Source organism: Bacillus kwashiorkori, from assembly GCF_001375515.1.
In the GTDB taxonomy this organism is placed as follows: domain Bacteria; phylum Bacillota; class Bacilli; order Bacillales; family Caldibacillaceae; genus Bacillus_BK; species Bacillus_BK kwashiorkori.
In genome coordinates, this window is the sequence record NZ_CTDX01000012.1 from 198918 (window position 1) to 216947 (window position 18030).

Genomic DNA, 18030 nt, shown 5'->3' on the forward strand with positions numbered 1-18030 from the left:
TTAAAAATCAATCTAAAACTATTTACCCAAATTTTCATACAATCAAACATAATTTACGACAAAATTATTCGCATTTAGTCGGGGGAGATTACGTGTCAATGACATATGGTTATTCCAAGCAAGCACAAAATCTCTTAGGTAAATATAGGAAACAGTCAGAATGATAGAAAAAACTATGTCGAATTATGACAAAATCCTTTATAATAAGGGAAGGTATCGTTATAATACAGGAAGTACCTATCATAAAAAAACGAACGATTTTCTAAACTTCATAGAAAAAGATATTAATATAAAAGTGAGGTGACCAAGATGTTTCGAGGATTTTATACAGCTGCATCGGGAATGCTTGCTCAGCAAAGACGAACAGAAATGTTAACGAACAACTTGGCAAATATGAATACGCCTGGATTTAAAGCCGATGAGTCATCTCTTAGGGCTTTTCCAGAATTGCTACTAAGCAGATTGGATGGACAACAGCCAATAGCCAATCGAAAACTACCTCAGCCAATGGCTAGTTTAGTCGGTGGATTGAATACAGGTGTCTATGTTCAAGATATTGCGCCACTATTTCATCAAGGTGATTTACAACAAACAGAACTTTCAACAGACATTGCGCTAGTTGATTTGAATATCCCGACAACTAATGAAGGTTCACCAAGTACCGTGCTTTTTACTGTAGAAGGACCGAATGGCGGGGTTCAATATACTAGAAATGGGAACTTCACGTTGGACGGGGCAGGATATTTAACGATGGCGAACGGACAATACGTATTATCGGCCGACGGAAATCGAATCCAGCTGACGAATGATGAATTTATCGTCGACAATGACGGCTGGATTAACCAAAATGGTGCGACAGTAGCAAGATTAGGTGTTGCCTATGCTGAAAATCCATTATTACTCGCAAAAAGAGATAATGGTACATATGAACTAGATAATGGCACACTACCGTCTGCTTACGACAATGAAAATATCGCTTTTCAAACGAAACAAGGCTATATCGAGCGCTCGAATGTCGACCCGCAAAAAGCAATGACCGAACTATTAACCGCCTATCGCAGTTTTGAAGCAAACCAAAAAGTGTTACAAGCATATGATCGGAGTATGGATAAAGCGGTGAACGAAGTAGGGAGACTGTAGTAGCTTGACTGGAGTATGAACAAGTACATTTCAGGACAATGCGCATGATAAAAAGTCCTTAAAGTAACGGATTGGAAAAGTTGAAACATACCCCATAGGACAGCGCCTATGGATAAAAAAGTACAGAAAAGCAATGTGAAGATTCGAGGTGAAAAAAATGAACCGTACAATGATTACAGCCGCAAATACAATGGGTCAGTTGCAAAAGCAATTAGATGTTATAAGCAATAATATTGCAAATTCACAAACAACTGGCTACAAAAAACGTACGGCCCAGTTTTCGGAACTTATGTATCAACAATTTAACAATCAGCCTGTTCGCGGCGATGCAGTTGGCCGTTTAACACCAGCAGGAATTCGCCAAGGTGTCGGGGCGCAACTTTCTCAAATTCAAATGATCATGAATTTAGGAAGTATCGTACAAACGAACCGAATGTTGGATTTTGCCATTCGAGACGAAAAACAGTTTTTTAAAGTGCTTGTTGAACGCGATGGAGAATCAACTATTCAATATACGCGCAATGGTGCCTTTTACTTATCGCCATTAAATGACGAGGAAACAATGCTAGTTAATGGTGATGGACATCCTATTTTAGATGAAAATAACAATTCCATTATTTTTTCTGGCAATATGAAAACAGTCGGACTAGCCGATCAAGGAACACTTGTTTTTACGAATGATGCAAACGAAGAACAAACATTTCAACTTGGTATCGTCCAAATTGAAAAACCACAATTATTAGAACTAGCTGGGGACAGTATGCTAAAGCTACCGAACCATTTTGACGAACTTACATTACCAGTAGAAGAAATAGTAATGGAATTAAACGGTGCAGAACGCGGGGAAATTAACATCGCACACCAAGCATTAGAACAATCTAATGTGGATGTTGCGGAAGAAATGACGAACTTAATCCAAACACAACGCTCGTACCAATTCCAAGCGCGTTCCATTACATTAGCAGACCAAATGCAAGGTTTAATTAACGGCATTAGGTAAAAAATTCAATCAAAGAAAAATATCTTTTTAAAAATAGTTTTCTCAACTTTGATTGAAACTTAAAAAAATGTTACTGGAAATAAAAAAATGAGTGATAAGATTTTTTTCACATACAATAACTAATAATTTATTGTTAAAAATAATATAGTTCAAATAACACATAATCATGGAACTTTTTGCAATAAAGAACTTGTATAAAATGGCATATTTATCTCGAAAAAGATCCGTAGTTATAAAGGAGTTTGTAGCGGATGGAAGAAAAAATGAAAAAAATAGAAGGTCAATCACGCGAAGAACGAAGAAAGATTAAATTAGACAAACAGAAAGAGGAAGTAGCTCGGAAACCGAGAAGAATTCGTATCCGGCTTATTCCCATTTGGCTGCGGGTAATTATCGTATTAATCTTAGTTGTCACTTTCTTCATGATTGGCACCATGATCGGTTACGGGATTATCGGTGATGGCAATCCAACCGATGTGTTTAAAAAATCAACTTGGACACATATAACCGATATTGTTAATAAAAAATAACGAAGCGATGGAAGAATGCTCTTCCATTTTTTTATTTACCCACGTAAAACAAATACACTTGCAAACTTATGGAAGTATGGTACAAAATTTGCACTTGGACATAGTCTTCATTTTTTTGTAAAGTAGATGGTAAAGATAATTACTCCCATTCAGTGGTTGTATTAGAACGGGAAGCTCATAAACCCGCTTAGTTAATAACCAATCAGTTTGAAAGGGAGCACTGCTTCAGATTTTTTCCATTTATACATAAAAACGCGAGAGGAGTATTGTCATGTTAGATATTCATGAGATTAAAAAAATTATCCCGCATCGCTATCCATTTTTGTTAGTGGATAAAGTGTTGGAAGTGGAGGAAGGAAAGCGTGCGGTAGGTGTGAAAAACGTATCTGCCAATGAAGAGTTTTTTAACGGTCACTTTCCTGATTATCCAGTGATGCCTGGTGTATTAATTGTCGAAGCACTTGCACAAGTCGGTGCAGTTGCACTTTTAAAAAAGGAAGAAAATCGTGGTCGGCTCGCATTTTTTGCTGGAATTGACAATTGTCGCTTTAAACGTCAAGTCAAACCTGGTGACGTGCTCAAATTAGAAGTGGAAATTACCCGTCTGCGCGGCCCAGTAGGTAAGGGGAAAGCCGTAGCAACGGTCGATGGTGAGCTCGCTTGTGAAGCAGAAATCATGTTTGCCCTTGGAGAAAAGGCAGAGTAATTTTTAGAAATCAAATGGTAGATAGGATGACTATTCAACAATTGGACAACGAGAATGAATCTCCAGAAAATGCCATTACTATCTTTTGAGGAAATGTTCCAAGAACGTTTTTCAAGGACCGTTTCCTTTCTTTTTCACATAATGTTTGTTCCAACCTCTTTAGTGACAACTTTTAGAAGTTATTTCCAAATAAAACCACATACAATCAGAAAACCTTCATGAATGATTTTTCTCCCTCATTATGTAATAAATACCCATTTTTTAATGCAAGTTCTTTTTATTTTTGGGCAATATAACATCAGACCGCACTTAGGTCAAATTTTAACCGACAGAAAGGAGTACCAATAATGAATAAACTTTTTAAAATTATTGGGGGAACCGCATTAGCCGCTATGTTGATGACAGGTTGTGCCAACAACGATACAGACCAAAACCCACCGCCACCACAAGTGGATGATAATAACGACAATGGTGTTCTTGACGGTAATAACAATAATGGTACAAACAATGGCATTAATGGTGGCACAAATGGCAACAACGGCACGAATGGAACAAATGGAACGAACGGTACGAACAACGGTACGATGAATGACGGTAATGGAAACACGAACGATAACAACCGTATAAATGATACGAACATCCCTGGAGATGGGGACCCAGCGTTAGACAGAAACACACCAGCAGAAGATTTAATTGAAGACAGAAAAGATATGAGAGACGATGACAATAAAGACAGTTAAATAATAACTACTTAAAAACAAACCCATTTCTCCAAAACGAGAGTGGGTTTGTTATATTGCACGCAGTACGTTAAGAGCGGTTTTTTGCCTTAAAGGCCGCTAACAAATCATCACCTGATAGCCCTTTCTCGATTAAATCTGCTAAAAGTTTTTCAGAATGATGCCCACGGGAATAGGACATGTTTCCTTCCATTAAAATAGAGGCAAAGTCATCCATTTCCTCTGCAGCGACCACCTTCATACGAAAATATGCTGGCTCATTATCACGCTTCGTAATCGTTGCTCGTACAGAAAACTCATTTCCCCCAAAACTTAAGAAATGTGGCAGGAACTCCCTTTTAACAAAACATTCCATTAACCATGTGTTCGATTCATTTTCTTGATTAATAACAAGAGCATCGATAATATCAATCGTAACTTCCTCGCCCGACTGCTTTTTTAACTCCAGCCCGACTAATTTAAATGTTTTCATAAACTCACCTCATCCCGAACAATATGTAGTATTCAAATTTGATTTATATAGCAAAATATTGTGTCGAAATATTCTTTAAAAAAAATGATAAAAAGTTTAAAGGTAAAGTTTGCCCTTTTTTTAAGAATAAAAAAGACAAAATTGTATTTCAATTAGTAAAATCGGTTCTGTAAGTTATCAGATTTTTAAAATTGATTGATTTTACATAAATGTTTGTACGTATTATCATACAGATAACAACAAGGAAATACTACAAAAACGCTATGAAATTTTTGTTGATTGGAGGTAATTAATTGTTAAATCAAGTAACATTAGTTGGCAGATTAACTCGTGACCCAGAAATAAAATTTACGAATGACGGTATTCCAGTAACTCAAGTGATAATAGCAGTTAGTCGTGGATTCCGCGATAACAATGGTATCGTCCAAGCCGATTTTGTCCAATGTACACTTTGGCGCAAGGTGGCTGAAAATACGGCTCAATATTGTAAAAAAGGCTCGATCATCGGCATTACCGGTCGAATTCAGACACGCAATTATGAAAACCAAGAAGGTAGAAAAATTTATGTAACGGAAGTAGTTGCCGACAGAGTCCGCTTCCTCGGTGGCAGACCTCAAGAAGACCGCGAATTTGCTACAACCTCTGCAGATTAATTCCCACTTACGTTTCATTTTACAAATTTTCGAAAAAGGGGGTGAATGAATGGGAACATCCATTGATCATTCTCGTTTAGAACAACTTGTCCAATTGTTAATAACGATAACAGGTAAGTCCAATGCAAAAATAATCGAATTAGAACAGCGGATAGCTGAACTAGAAAAAGCAACATGAGAATAAGCCAATCGGATGATGTTCATGATAGAACAGGCAAATAAACCATTAAAGGGGGTGATGGAGAAAAAAGTAGTCTTTGTAAAAAAGGAGAAGAGTTTCCGTTCTTTCATTTAACTTACTGATTAAAAAGGAGGGATGTGAGTCATTTTTAGTCTTTTGAATTTAGGTCTTTCTACCTATTAACGAAACATGATACAACTAGGTAGTTAGTAATATCGCATATTTATGTAAAAGTTAATTCGAGTAATAAAAAGCTTTAATGTATTTATTGAATCGTGGCGGAAAACACACCGATTGGAAAATTTACAAACTATATTGGCGTAGCTGAACTTGAAAAGATCATACCCCTAGTAATGTAAAAATGGTTGAATGGAATTTTTTGGCAAGTACATTAGTGGAGTAATCAAAGTGGGAATAAAATTAAACGGATATTAACGAAAGGTAAGAGCAATTTAGTCTGAAGCTATTTGGTTTATTATCGGGGTATTCATCCCAATAAAAAGTAATGCATAGAATTCAAATGTAAGTTGGGCAATATAACATAATTAACCAGTAAATTATCAATATTTTCATAATATTCCTCTAAATACAATAGTCCTACAAACAATACGAGGGTGTTTGTAGGGCACGGTAACAAACGTTAGTATTTCTCCAACAATTTAAATCAACCAAAATACGATACAAATCCAATAATTAAACATTCCTCTAGAGAGAAAACACACCTGAATTACAAATCCCCAAAAGGCCTTTCAAAAAAAATCCCCTAACTATCCCACCAAATAACCAGTAGTAAAAAACTACTGGCTTTTTTAACGCAAAAAAGGGGACTGTCCCCAACAATTGCAAATGTTGCGAATTGTTGGGGACAGTCCCCCACCACGTTAGTCGAGTTTGAGGATATCGTATAGGTCGTTGTCGGACATGTCAGCGAGCCATTGATCGCTTTGGATAATTTCGTTGTTCAGCGATTGTTTTCGCTCCAACATCGCATCAATTTTCTCTTCCAATGTCCCTGTCGTAATAAATTTATGGACATGGACAAATTTCGTCTGGCCAATTCGATATGCCCGATCAGTTGCCTGATTTTCCACAGCAGGATTCCACCAGCGGTCATAGTGCACAACATGATTAGCCGCTGTTAAATTCAACCCAGTTCCGCCCGCCTTCAAGGACAATAACAATATCGGATACTCCCCATTTTGGAACCGATCAATCATCTCGTCTCGCTGTTGTTTCGTTGATCCCCCATTTAAGAACGGTATTTTAATTTTATACCGCTTCTCCAGAGTGAACCGAATCATTTCCCCCATTCCGAGATACTGGGTAAAAATTAACCCGTGCTCTTCTTGATCTAAAATCGAATCAAACAACTCCGCCAATTTTTCTAACTTCGTCGAACGCTCTAACAAATATTGATGTCCCGTCTCTTTCAAATATAACGCAGGGTGATTGCACAATTGTTTTAGCTTACCGAGCAGTTTTAACACTAACCCTTTCCGTTCAAACCCAGAAAGCTTCGTTATTTGCTCAAATGTAGTTTGGACTAGCTCATCATAAAGTGCCGCCTGCTCCGGTGTCAGCGGACAATACTCTTTTTGCTCTAATTTTTCCGGCAAATTGAGAGCAACTTCTTCATCCAATTTCGTCCGTCTTAATAAAAACGGGCGAATTAATTTGCGCAGCTCGTCAATTTTCACCGTATCACGCTCCCGTTCAATCGGCAACACGAATCGTTGTTGAAAATGTGTCAAGCTGCCTAAATATCCTTTATTAATAAAATCAAAAATTGACCATAATTCCGTCAAACGATTTTCCATCGGAGTACCTGTCAAAGCAATATGATGCTGACCCTTCAACTTCCGAATCGCTCGTGACTGTTTTGTAGCCGCATTTTTAATATTTTGCGCCTCATCAAGGACAATCGTTCCCCAACTTACACTCGCTAGTTCATCAAAATCAATATGGGCAAGACCGTACGTAGTAAGAACAACGTCGGCTTGATCTAAACTTGCACGCTCCTTTTCAAAAAGAACTTCACTACCACTACCACTCGCATTAACTAAGTGACCGGCATTTTCTTCCATCCCATCCTCACTAACGTCACTAGACACAACATTCGATTTAACCGCGGCCTTCTCGCTCAAAACGGGACTGCTGTCAACACTATCACGATAAACTTTCATCCTCGGATTACCCGAACTACCACGATAATCTCCACCATCTAACCAGCCTACACCGTCACCGTAATCTGCGTCATCCAAATCGCCCGAGCCATCACGATAATCCTCAACTCCAGCACTTTCCGAACTACCACGATAATCTCCACCATCCAACCTGCCTACACCGTCACCGTAATCTGCACCATCCAAACCGCCAACACCGTCATAATAATCTGCGCCATCCATTCCGCCCACGCCATCATTATAATCTCCACCATCCAAACGACCCATACGATTTCCATCATCCTGAAAACCGACCACACGGCGAAACTCATCCGCCTTTTTCCTGCTCGGGCCATAATGTAAATGCACCCGCAAATCTGGGGCAAACTTCTCCATTTCCCGCTGCCAATTCCCTAACACAGAAGTCGGGCAAATGATAAGCGCTGGTCCCCCCATAGGCTCGCGTTCTTTTACTAACAACAAATACGCAATCAGCTGGATTGTTTTTCCAAGGCCCATATCATCGGCGAGACACGCCCCAAAGCGATATTTTCGTAAAAAATATAACCAGTTCATTCCTTTCACTTGGTAAGGTCGCAGCTCCCCGTGCAAAGCTTGCGGTACTGGCTCATTCGGCAACTCTGTCAACTCAGTTAATGATTGAACAAAGGAACGCAATTTCGGGTGTAACTCAATTTGTATCCGTGAAAAAACTTCGGCATTATGATCATCATTTTCAAAAGCTTCCCGTTCATCGGCCCCATACAACAATTCTTGCTCGATAAAATCTTGAACCCGCATCCCTTTTTTCTCTGCTTTTTCCATCATCGACTTAATTTGCCTAATAAAGTCCGGATCCAATTTTACCCATTGGCCATTCACATAAATTAACCGCCGATTTTGCTCCACCAATTTTTGAAACTCTGCCTCAGAAAAATCCACGTCATTAATCGACAGCCGCCACTCGAAATCCATAATGGCATCTAAACCGACAAAGGATGGTCCAGAAGAACCGGAAGATACTTGTGCCTTCAAACGCAAATTTGCTTCCTTTATCGACTCCCACCATGCAGGTAAAAGTATCTCAAACCCGAGCATTAACAGCGCTTCACTAGTATTTGTCAAAAAACCCCACGCCTCATCCTCGGTTAGCTCGTACTTCCACTCTCCATCGAAAAATAATTCCTTCACCCGTTGCAACCGTTCCTCCACTGTATCCAAAAAAGGCTCCCATCGCTTCGGAATTTTTGCCCCACGAGTACGCCCCTTCCTGCTACCAGCATTATCATCGAAACGACTTGTATAAGGAATAACCACTTCCTGTTTCTTTTTATCCCGCAAAATCGTCTCTAACGTCCACCAATCGCCATCCTCTTCTGGCTCCTCCAACCGATATCCGACAGAAAACGGCAGCTCATCTTCTTTCAAACCGATCCACTCCATAAACATCTCATCGGAAAAAAGCTTTTCCACCGGGATGTGCCGATCGACTAAACTTTGTAAAAATGCTTGCTGTTCTGTCCAATTTTTCCCACCAACTGAATGATTTTTCAAAAATTCATGAACACCGTTATCAAATAGTTGCTGAACAAACTCCTGCTTAGTCGCAAAAACATTCTCCTGCAAAAAAGCCTCATCTGCCAATTTTTCTTCCCAAAAATTCGGTAAAAACTCATCCCACACATCTTCCGGAACTTCCCACGTCATTCTGTTGGCGGAACGGGTAAAATTTGGGCGCCACTTCAAATCAACGATGCTTTCATACATAACGGGAGCAACAGCTAACATTATTTGGGAAAAATCATCAAACTCCCAATGAACAAGTCCGTTAAACGGTTCCGTACCAAAAAGTTCTAATGCGGAAAAAGCATCCACCCGAACACCGTCCATAAGAAATTGGCTCCGTCCAATCGTCACCAATTCCGTTTGGTTGTCCAATTTCACACCGTAAAAACTTTGCTTATGCCATTGAAAAAGGAGATGACTCCAATTCCCGACAGGCACACCAAACCCGTTATCGTCGACTGCAAATATAAAAAACGACCCGTCCGTATTTAATTTTGTTCGTATCGTTAACTGCATTATTTTTAACATAAAAAAACCCTCTCTAACCTATCGTAACGACCATTTAAAAGGAGCAATACTCCATAAAAGGAAAACATGTGAATCGTTCAAACGTCGATGAAGATGTAAGCTACGTCAGAAACACGAACACGTTAATGAAGACGAAAAAACTACGTCTAAAACCCGAAACGTCACTAGTCATCCTCAATCAACTTCCCTCGGCGACACTCTTCTTGAAATGCCTTCAACCGTCTTGTCTCTCCTAACAGCCATTGGAAAAAGCGGTCCCACTCTTCTTGTTGTTTCAGCTTTTTATAAATCGTCCGCAATCGTTTTAAAAAGCGCACCGCGACCCGGTAACTTTGCCGATTTTTCCGCTCGACAAAATACTTTACCGTCTGATGATAAAAGGGCAGCAACAGTTCTGGTTGTTGTTTTTGGATCATCGTTAAAATCGGTGTTGCAATATCCACTGCCGTAATACCCGCATAAATTAAATAATTCACTAACTTATCATATTGCTCGGTATTTATATAAAAATCAATCAATTCCTCTTTACTATAGGGCAACATCGACATTATCGCCTTTTCATATAAATCTAAGTTATTTATTTTCGCCGTATAGTCAAATAAGTAGTCTTGAATATAACGGAAGTTGCGCATCCGCTCGTATGGACTTAATTGTTCCATATCTCCATCTAAATCAAAGTAATAATGGGCTAGCTTGCCGAACTCATTCCATTTCCTTTGCCTACCGTACATCTGTAGCCAATGGTATAGAAACGTCATATTTTTATCGCCAGCAAGTTTCAAAACTTCAATTGCCGAATCGACTTGATTTACTAAAAATAGTTGAATCGCATAACCAACCTTCCACGCCGAATCATGCTCACTTCTGGCAGCCATCTTTTCAGCAAAAGCAAGCTCCTCCGCCCGTAACAAGTTATTTATAAACAAATGATTCCAAAGCGACCAATAAATTGCTAAAACTTCCTGTTGCAACACACCATCAAAATATAACAACTCACGAACATCTTTTGCTAATGTTTGAATAACAGAATCGTAGTTGAACGAAACCGGCTTAGCAATCGATTGAACTGAATCATCAATTTTTCGTTGAAAATATGAAAACAACGATTGAAGTTGACTAGCGTACCCATCGCTACTATAATCAGTCTGTTTGTAAATATACTCCAATAGTAATGTCGAAAAACGCACCGTCGTTACGATCGTAAAAAACTGCTTCATAACCGGATGATTCGGAGCAACAAAGGATAACCGAGTCACCGCTTGCTCACTGTAAAAACTCGCCAAGCCTGGCATAACGGTATTTCTCCCTTTGAATATTTCAGCAAATAGCGAATCAGTAATCGCTACCCACTGCTCATAAGGTTGTTCATTCCCTTTTTTATTATCATGCTTCCTTTGAAAGTTCATCTCCATCGGAACGACTCCTTCATTTGAATAAAATAATCTCCTATAAAACTAAGCCAAAAACCTATTTTTCAAAAATAATATAATTCGCCTCAAAAAAGCCTATTCTTTTATTATATCAATATTGCCTAATAATTTTTAGTGGAAACACCTATTCCAAAAAATTCACAAAGGAAGAGAAATAATCCGCAAAGAAACATATATTTCTCCAAACGCACCCGAAAAATAAAAAATATCCCTTAACGGCTATAAAAACTATTAACCCATCTGACAAAAAAATTCTCTTTAGTTATTCCATGAAGTCATATATAATACAATTGTTATGTAGAATTATGCCGAAAGCTGTTGATAATTTACGCTGTAAAAACGTGGTAAAAAGCGGTATAATTTTATATTAAAGAATATTCTTATAATATTTTTTCCATCAATGAGATAAAAAAATTGTCTAATACTTAGGAGGACCTCATGCGCGAATATAGTTTTGTTCTATTATCTGGCGGAATTGGTAAAAGAATGCAATTAAACATTCCAAAACAATTTTTACAATTAGCAGGAAGGCCTTTATTCATTCACGTGTTGGAAAAAGTGGATACAATCCCGGAAGTGAAGGAAATCATCATCCCATGTCCAGAAGAGTTTTTACAAAAAACGGAAGACATTATTGAAGACTACGGTTTTACAACACAAATCCGCTGTATCGTTGGTGGTAGTTCTAGACAAGAATCTGTCTATAAAGCCCTACTTCAAGCAAACTATGATTATTGCATTATTCATGAAGCGGTAAGACCGTTCGTATCACGCGACATGTTCCAAGCACTCATCGATGAGGTAAATGAAAATGCTATTTACGGTTTGGATATTCCTTTCACTGTTTTACAAGGGGAAGAGTTTGTCGAAGGAATTTTACAACGGGACAAACTAGTCAATGTCCAACTGCCACATAAATACAACACGAAAAAACTATTGTATGCCCATGAATGTGCCCGCGAAGAAAAGATAGAATTTACGGAAGACGCAGGGTTATATTACTACTATTACAAATCGCAAATCAAAATTTTACAAGGATCTGAGAATAATATTAAAATAACGAAACCGATTGACCGCGTTATCGCGGAAGCAATTTATAAAGAAACGGTTTTAATGGGGGATTAATCGATGAAAACATGTATCGTTACTGGAGCAAGCCGAGGAATTGGTCGGGCGATTTCCGTCGCATTAAGTCAACAAGAAGATATTCAAAACTTTATTATATTAGCAAGAACAGAAGAAGGTCTTGTCGAAACAAAAGGCCTCATGGCAGCTGGGAAAAATATCGAACACTACCATATCGATTTAACGAATTATGAAGAAGTGCAGACATTAGTCCAAGCAATTGGGCAAAAATATGGCACGATTGACTTGCTCATTAATGTTGCTGGCTATGCCGATCCGAAATCACTTTTGGAAACGACGATCGAAAACTGGGAAACGACGTATCGAATTAACGTACATTCCATTTTCAACATTACGAAGGAAGTCGTAAAATTTATGAAACGAACAGGCGGCAAAATTTTGAATGTGGCCTCAACATCTGGTATCACACCACGTCCAGGCTGGCTTGCTTACGCATCATCCAAAGCAGCTATCATTAGTATGTCGCAAACATTATCAGAAGAACTTTCCGATTACGGAATTTTAGTCTATTGTATTTCACCGGGACGCTGTGCAACAGAACTAAGAAAAATTTTAGCACCGGATGAAGACCCAACAACGATTATGCAACCCGAAGAAGTAGGCGATGTCGTACGTCACCTATTATCCGATAGCGGCGTCTGCCTAGACGGACAAAACATCATCGTTCGCAAACAAGTAAAAAAACAAACCGCTAGTGTGAAAGTGGAAGTGGCGCCAGCGGGTGTAGTGAAGTAAAACGGTAGCAAATTGGCGCGGCGATTTAGGAAAAATAATGATAGATCACGCGCCAAACCTGCTTCGTAAAAGTATCGCAGAAAATCGCTGATGACGGAAACGTATAAACGGTGTCAATAATACGAAAAATCAATTTACTAGTTTTCAACAACTTAATATTTTCACATGAGGGAGTAAAAAATGTCGAGTTATCAATTAGAAATTTTACAGCTAGTCATCTTACTCATAATTTTATATTTAGTAATACAACCGAAATTCAAACGTATCGCCCTCCTTACCCGGCGAGCATTCAGTATTACCGTCTATAACTTTTCCAAACTCATTCCAAAACAAAAGAACTTGATAGTTTTTGGCGGGGAGAATGGGCAAGGTTTCCGCGGCAACACGAAATATATTTTCCTAGAAATGGCAAAAGATGAAAACCTTCGCTGTGTTTGGATCGCAAAAAACTCTGCAGTCGTGAAACAAATTCGGGAACTCGGATTTGAATCCTATCATTGTAGTTCTAGAAAAGGGCAATGGCTCCAATTACGGGCGAAAATCGTTATCCATTCCCACTCCATCAATGACGACTTTAACAAATCCCTTCTTGGCGGTGCGATTTCTTACTTAACATGGCACGGCGTCGGTTTGAAAAAAGTGTGGGGTGCGAACAAAAGCACATTCTCCTATAAAATTTTAAACGAAGCAACCGGGCTTAATAAATTTTTCGGAAAAATGGTCGTAAAAACGAACCAAGCAAAATTGAATTACGTCGTTTCCACGAGTGAACGAGTTTCTTCCTACTACCCAGAAACCTTTCTCGTCCCGAAAGAAAACGTCATCGAAATGGGCCAAGTGCGTAATGACGTATTTTTTAAAACGACAGAAGAAGACTTGGAAATACCTGAATGGATCCGCAACGATAAAATTATTTTATACATGCCAACCCATCGCAAATTCGGCAAGCTAGAAACAGATATTAATCTCATTATTAACTTCCCGAAACTCGATGAATTTTGTGAAAGACACGGGTACAAATTTGTCGTCAAGCGGCATATGTACAGCAACGGTGAAGTCCCATCGATTTATAAAAACATCATCGATATAAGTGGAGAGACGTATGATCCGCAGCTTTTGTTAAAATACACGGACATTCTTTTAACCGATTATTCTAGCTGCTACACAGATTACTTGCTGCTCAACCGACCAGTGCTATTTTTCTGTTACGACTTAGAGTTATATTTGCAAAAATCGAACGAAATGTATTTCAACTACTTCGACGTCACACCTGGTCCGAAATCATTCAACTTTGAAGACCTATTAAAACGACTAGAAATAACGATGGAAAACCCGCAAGAATATGAAAAAGAGCGGGAACGAGTGCTAAATATCTTTTACTCTAAAGATAACCAAAGAGAAGTACTACCGAAACAATTGAATTTTATTTATCGGGAACTGCTCGGTGAAAAAAACATTCACATCAATCAAAATAATAGTGTCAGTATGTAGGGTAGTGGGTGAGAGCGGGAGTAATATCCCCTTCGACCCTGCCTACAAAATTCAGATTACATCACCTGAATGGAAGTGTTACTCGTGAGCTCGTTAAGACTTTTGCCTACAATCATAGTGAAATACATCATCCGTATCGTATATGCGGTTTGCTCCTTCCTTTTTCCTGTAAATTCACAAAAAATTACTTTCGCTTCCTACCGTTCGGAGCAGTTGAAAGATAATTTGCAGTTCATCTATGACGAAATGACAGAAAATTACCCGCAATACGACTGTCATATTTTAATTAAAAAGTTTGATAGAAGACTGCTAGCGAAAGTATATTATGTGTTTCATATGATTAAGACATGCTACCATTTAGCAACTTCCAAACATTTCATTATCGATGATTACTGCTTTCCGCTTTATTGTATTAAGGAACTGCGCCCAGGAACAGAAACAATCCAACTATGGCACAGTGCCGGCGCGTTGAAAAAGTTCGGCTTAAGTACGGTCGGCAAACCGTTCGGACCGAGTGAAACCTATATTCAACATATTCAAATTCATGGCAACTACTCGAAAGTGTATGTGAGTGCGAAAGAGGTCATCCCATATTTTGCCGAGGCCTTCCAAATGAACCCGAAGCAAATTTATCCGCTTGGCATTCCGAGAACCGACTATTTTTTTGACAAAAACCGAATCGGAAAGATGCAAGAACAATTCAATATAGACCATCCCGAGTTTGCCGGTAAAAAAATTATCCTATATGCTCCAACCTTTCGCGGTAAAAGTCATGATCAAGCATGTTTCACTTTACCATTCGATTTACAAAAGATGGAAAGGGCTCTCGCCGATGAATACGTCCTGCTCATCCATCTCCATCCGTACATGCGGAAAAACTTACAGTTGGAGAATAACCGTTTCGCCTACCAAATGGATAGCAAATACAAAATTGAGGAACTACTTGCAGTTACAGACTTACTCATTACCGACTATTCAACGGTGTTCTTCGATTACAGTTTACTCGAGCGGCCGATGGTGTTTTACGCCTATGATCTCGATAAGTATATAGAGGAACGCGACTTTTATTATGATTATGAAAAAATGATCCCAGGACCACTTGCGACTGATACGGATAGCCTTATCGAAGTGATCAAACTAAATCGGTTCTCTAAAGAACAAATAACCGCCTTTAAAAACCGGTTCTTCGACTACCAAGACGGCAACGCGACGAAACGAATCGTTGCCCATATTTTAGAGGGCGAAATGGTCAAAGTAACCCGACAAGCGGTATAAGCATTGCAGAACCACCTCCAATTTGAGATGTTTTCCGTGAGGTTTCTAAAGCAACACGAAAAGCGGTGCGGACGTTGCAGGGACGCATCTAATGAGAGATTGTTTTTATGGAAAATGTCCAAGGTAACATCAGAAGTTCTGTGTGGGACGGTGTACTAAAGTATTACCAAAATCTAATTAATATTTTTTAAGAAGAGGGAGTAGGCTAACGAGCTTGTTCTCTCTTTTTTGTAAAAAATTCTTTGTATGGATATCATAATTGTGTGTGAAACGATACACTAAGGTTTTTCAAATGAAATTGTTATAAAAAGACACATAACACCTCAGTAAGAAAACCGCAATTTTATTACATATATAACAATTATTTTAAACTTTTGATAATATCAATGAAATAAACTATAAAATTTTATATTATGGATATAGAATATTGGAATGTTCAGTTATTCCCGTCTATCAACGAATGGAAATGAAAAAAACAATACATGGAAATAGTTGGCTATAAGTATATCTTTTACATATGTTCACTACGTTAATTTGATGTTATAATGTTTTTTGAATGTAAATAGGACTATTATACTATTTCAGAAATTAAGTAAATACAATATTTTCAGTTCTTTGCTGGAGTTAAATTGCACAAACGTTTTTTTTTTCATATGATGATTGAGGATGGAAATTACGAAATACTATCTGCTCTCTTATTCCTACAAGGATGAATAGGTTCTTTGGCTGACGTCTTTATTTAAAGGTTTGAAATATATCACAAAATCATCAAAAAAACATCAAAAATTGAAAGACAGGCAATAAATACTAAAAGGCAATAAGGAAAGAGGTGGAACGCATGAGTCAATTCTCAATTGTAATGCCTGTATTCAATAAAGCGAAATATGTAAAAGATGCGATTGAATCAGTCATTAATCAAACGATTGGTTTCAAGGATAATGTAGAGCTAATCATTGTGAATGATGGTAGTACGGATAACAGTGCTAAAGTCTGCCTCGAATATAAAAGCCAATACCCAAATAATATTAAATATATCGAAATAGCGAACAGTGGTCCTTCTAAAGCGCGGAATAAAGGTTTATCGATGGTTTCAGACTATTCTAGAATAATAGTCTTATTGGATGCAGATGACAAACTTGATACAAATTTATTAAATAAAGCAGATCAATTTTTTCAAACATATGATGTTGATATGGCAGTGACGCCAATTAAGTATTTTAACAATGCAATTAGTGAAAAAGAGCACGGACTTAATTATCGATTTGCGGATGGAAATCGGATTATCAATATTTTTAATGAATATGACGCCATTCACTTTTATGCCGGTGGATTATTTTTCAAAGGAAAGGTAATCGCTGAAAAACAATTTCAGTTTGATGAATCGCTAGAATTTTGGGAAGATGCCCTTTCCATCAATAAATATTTACTACAGCATTCACCTCAATATGGTGTTATAGCTGGTGCTTTTTACTATTATCGGAGAGAAGTAGGTAACTCATTAGTTGATAATTCTTGGAATCGGAAAGACCGTTTCACGCCATTCTTAAAAAATGGATATTTAAAACTTATTCAGTTATCAATGGAAAAATACGGACAAATCATTCCGTATATACAATATTTAATTATTTACCATATGAAACTATTCCTTTATAAAAAAGGTTCCAACGCTCTCATCGCTACATTAGATGAACGAGAGAAAAAGGAATTTATTTCGGAATATGTGAAAATACTCGAGTTGCTAGATGAAAAATATATTTTGGAACAAAAAAACTTGCAATCATTTTACAAAGAGTTTTTAATTGCACTAAAACAATACGGTTGGCCAATCAAAATGAATGGTAATCTATTACCAACCAAAATAACTCAAATAGATGAAGAGATATTAACTTGTGACTCACTAATTTTTAAAAAGAAAAAATTTTATGGACTTGCTGTTAAAATTACAGGCTATATAAGAACAGATATTAATAACTTTAATCGAGAAGACTATTTTGCTATTAAATCTCGTAAAAAAGTGAAAGTACTTCAACAAAAGCAAATAAAGAATGAGATTAAGATTTGGGGCAAAACTATTCGAGAAGCGAAATATGCCGGCTTTGAATTTATTTTACCGATTACAAGAATGCACTTTTCGTTTTTAGTTAAGAAACAAGGAAAAACAATCGAGTTAAATACATTTAATTATTATGCAAAGTTTCGCGACAAACTATCACTAATAATCGAAAAAATAAAATCGAAAATTACCCATGCAGGAACCATTCATTCATAAAAATTG

15 protein-coding genes are annotated in these 18030 nt (G+C 37.8%); 12 read left to right on the forward strand and 3 right to left on the reverse strand.

What is annotated here, in order from left to right; genetic code table 11:
- Positions 1-309: 309 nt before the first annotated feature.
- The 5 genes from BN1242_RS04085 (at position 310) to BN1242_RS04105 (ending at position 4116) form a co-directional block, all read left to right on the forward strand.
- Positions 310-1140 (forward strand): flagellar hook-basal body protein, encoded by an 831-nt coding sequence (locus BN1242_RS04085; RefSeq protein ID WP_062351645.1) that lies wholly within the window; start codon positions 310-312, stop codon positions 1138-1140.
- 157 nt (positions 1141-1297) lie between these two features.
- Positions 1298-2140: a flagellar hook-basal body protein gene (locus BN1242_RS04090; protein WP_062351648.1), complete on the forward strand. Its 843-nt coding sequence runs from the start codon at positions 1298-1300 to the stop codon at positions 2138-2140.
- Between the two features lie 251 nt (positions 2141-2391).
- On the forward strand, positions 2392-2670 hold the full coding sequence (locus BN1242_RS04095) for a DNA-directed RNA polymerase subunit beta (protein ID WP_071435434.1): 279 nt from the start codon (positions 2392-2394) through the stop codon (positions 2668-2670).
- A gap of 271 nt (positions 2671-2941) precedes the next feature.
- Positions 2942-3376: a 3-hydroxyacyl-ACP dehydratase FabZ gene (gene fabZ / locus BN1242_RS04100; RefSeq protein ID WP_062351651.1), complete on the forward strand. Its 435-nt coding sequence runs from the start codon at positions 2942-2944 to the stop codon at positions 3374-3376.
- A 347-nt stretch (positions 3377-3723) separates the two neighbouring features.
- The gene (locus BN1242_RS04105; protein WP_062351654.1) at positions 3724-4116 is read left to right on the forward strand and encodes a hypothetical protein; all 393 of its coding nucleotides are present in this window, start codon (positions 3724-3726) and stop codon (positions 4114-4116) included.
- Between the two features lie 70 nt (positions 4117-4186).
- Here the strand turns inward: BN1242_RS04105 and BN1242_RS04110 are convergent, their stop codons facing one another.
- A complete protein-coding gene (locus tag BN1242_RS04110) occupies positions 4187-4588 on the reverse strand; it encodes a YwpF family protein (RefSeq protein ID WP_062351657.1) in 402 nt (133 codons plus the stop codon).
- A 293-nt stretch (positions 4589-4881) separates the two neighbouring features.
- Between BN1242_RS04110 and BN1242_RS04115 the strand changes: the two genes are divergently transcribed.
- Together BN1242_RS04115 and BN1242_RS13810 are read left to right on the forward strand one after the other, a co-directional pair.
- The gene (locus tag BN1242_RS04115) at positions 4882-5241 is read left to right on the forward strand and encodes a single-stranded DNA-binding protein (protein WP_062351660.1); all 360 of its coding nucleotides are present in this window, start codon (positions 4882-4884) and stop codon (positions 5239-5241) included.
- A gap of 49 nt (positions 5242-5290) precedes the next feature.
- Positions 5291-5419, forward strand: a complete 129-nt coding sequence (locus BN1242_RS13810) for a hypothetical protein (protein ID WP_275259440.1) — start codon at positions 5291-5293, stop codon at positions 5417-5419.
- A gap of 884 nt (positions 5420-6303) precedes the next feature.
- Here BN1242_RS13810 and BN1242_RS13620 read toward each other — a convergent pair.
- Both BN1242_RS13620 and BN1242_RS04125 read right to left on the reverse strand, forming a co-directional pair.
- Entirely contained in the window at positions 6304-9678 is a 3375-nt protein-coding gene (locus tag BN1242_RS13620) for an SNF2-related protein (RefSeq protein WP_158661044.1), read from the reverse strand.
- Positions 9679-9842: 164 nt separating this feature from the next.
- On the reverse strand, positions 9843-11090 hold the full coding sequence (locus BN1242_RS04125) for a hypothetical protein (RefSeq protein ID WP_062351663.1): 1248 nt from the start codon (positions 11088-11090) through the stop codon (positions 9843-9845).
- Between the two features lie 456 nt (positions 11091-11546).
- Here BN1242_RS04125 and BN1242_RS04130 point away from each other — a divergent pair, with 456 nt between their 5' ends.
- The 5 genes from BN1242_RS04130 (at position 11547) to BN1242_RS04150 (ending at position 18024) form a co-directional block, all read left to right on the forward strand.
- Positions 11547-12233 (forward strand): IspD/TarI family cytidylyltransferase, encoded by a 687-nt coding sequence (locus tag BN1242_RS04130; RefSeq protein ID WP_062351666.1) that lies wholly within the window; start codon positions 11547-11549, stop codon positions 12231-12233.
- Between the two features lie 3 nt (positions 12234-12236).
- The gene (locus BN1242_RS04135) at positions 12237-12989 is read left to right on the forward strand and encodes an SDR family oxidoreductase (protein ID WP_062351669.1); all 753 of its coding nucleotides are present in this window, start codon (positions 12237-12239) and stop codon (positions 12987-12989) included.
- A gap of 180 nt (positions 12990-13169) precedes the next feature.
- Positions 13170-14480 (forward strand): CDP-glycerol glycerophosphotransferase family protein, encoded by a 1311-nt coding sequence (locus tag BN1242_RS04140; RefSeq protein WP_062351672.1) that lies wholly within the window; start codon positions 13170-13172, stop codon positions 14478-14480.
- A gap of 84 nt (positions 14481-14564) precedes the next feature.
- Positions 14565-15755, forward strand: a complete 1191-nt coding sequence (locus BN1242_RS04145) for a CDP-glycerol glycerophosphotransferase family protein (RefSeq protein ID WP_062351675.1) — start codon at positions 14565-14567, stop codon at positions 15753-15755.
- Positions 15756-16593: 838 nt separating this feature from the next.
- Entirely contained in the window at positions 16594-18024 is a 1431-nt protein-coding gene (locus BN1242_RS04150; protein ID WP_062351678.1) for a glycosyltransferase family 2 protein, read from the forward strand.
- Positions 18025-18030: the final 6 nt, after the last annotated feature.